General features: G+C 74.7%; 1 pseudogene. It reads left to right on the top strand.

Features of this window, described 5'->3' with window-relative positions:
- Positions 1-473: 473 nt before the first annotated feature.
- Positions 474-1,022: pseudogene (locus tag VQ03_RS30365) on the top strand (methyl-accepting chemotaxis protein); the annotation flags it as partial.

The following is a 1,022-nucleotide window of genomic DNA, read 5'->3' as shown; positions in this document are numbered from 1 at the left end:
GCCGGGGCGGCGCGGCGGCGGCACAGCCGCCGCGGGGGCGCGGGCCCCGCGAGCCGGCCCGGTGCCGGCGGCGGGGGGGGGTGGTGCTGCCCCCCCCAGTCGGGGCCGGCGCGAGGGGGGCTGCGTGGGGGCCCCCCCACAGGGGCGGCGAGCGGGGGAGAGGACGCTGCGGGGGGGGGGCGGGCCGGCCCGCCCCGCCGGAGGCACAGGGTGGAGTTCGAGGCGGGCCGCGCTCCGGGGGGGGCGCGGCCCGCCTCACTTGTGTCGGCAGTGCTGGTCCCGCACCATCGACGCAATCACGGAGGGTCGAGGACAACAGAAATAGCCGGATGGTGGTACGAGGCGCCCGCGCTCGTCGTGCATCGACTGACCAAAGGTCATATTACGCGATAGACCCAAGGTCGCGGGGTGGCATTAACGGAACGGATACGGGACTCGCAGGAAATGATGCGACTGTCCCGCGAGTCCTCACCATGTTCCGCTCCCGCTCCACCGCTGCGCCTGCTCCCGTCGAGACGCCCGAGATGGTCGAGGACCGGCTCGCCGGCCTGGTCGAGCAAGCCGGCGCCCCAGGGTCGGACCTGGGGAACGGGCGGCTCGCGACCGCCCTCGGGCGCCTCCTCGGCCAGATGCGCGGCACCGCCGCGGTCGATCTCGCCAGCACCGCCCGCCTCGGCGCGGAAGCCTCGGAAGCCGCCACGGTCCTCGGCTGGATGACGCATGACGCCAGCGAGATCGCCGGGCAGACCCGCGCCATGGCGGCGGCGGTGGAGGAAGTCGCGGCCTCGACCCGGGAACTCGCCGGCCGCTCGCAGGCCAGCGCCGACGTCGCCGAACAGGCGAGCGGCGGAATCGCCGCCTGCGCGACGGATATGCGCGAGGCGAGCCGCACCATGACGGCGATCGAGACCCATACCGGGCAGATCGAGCAGCGCCTGACCGGCTTCGAGGGCGCGGCGCTCCAGATCCAGGAGATGGCCGGCACGATCGAGGCGATCTCGAGCCAGACCAACCTGCTGGCC

Source organism: Methylobacterium tarhaniae, from assembly GCF_001043955.1.
In the GTDB taxonomy this organism is placed as follows: Bacteria; Pseudomonadota; Alphaproteobacteria; order Rhizobiales; family Beijerinckiaceae; genus Methylobacterium; species Methylobacterium tarhaniae.
This window is presented reverse-complemented; position numbering and strand designations above follow the sequence as displayed.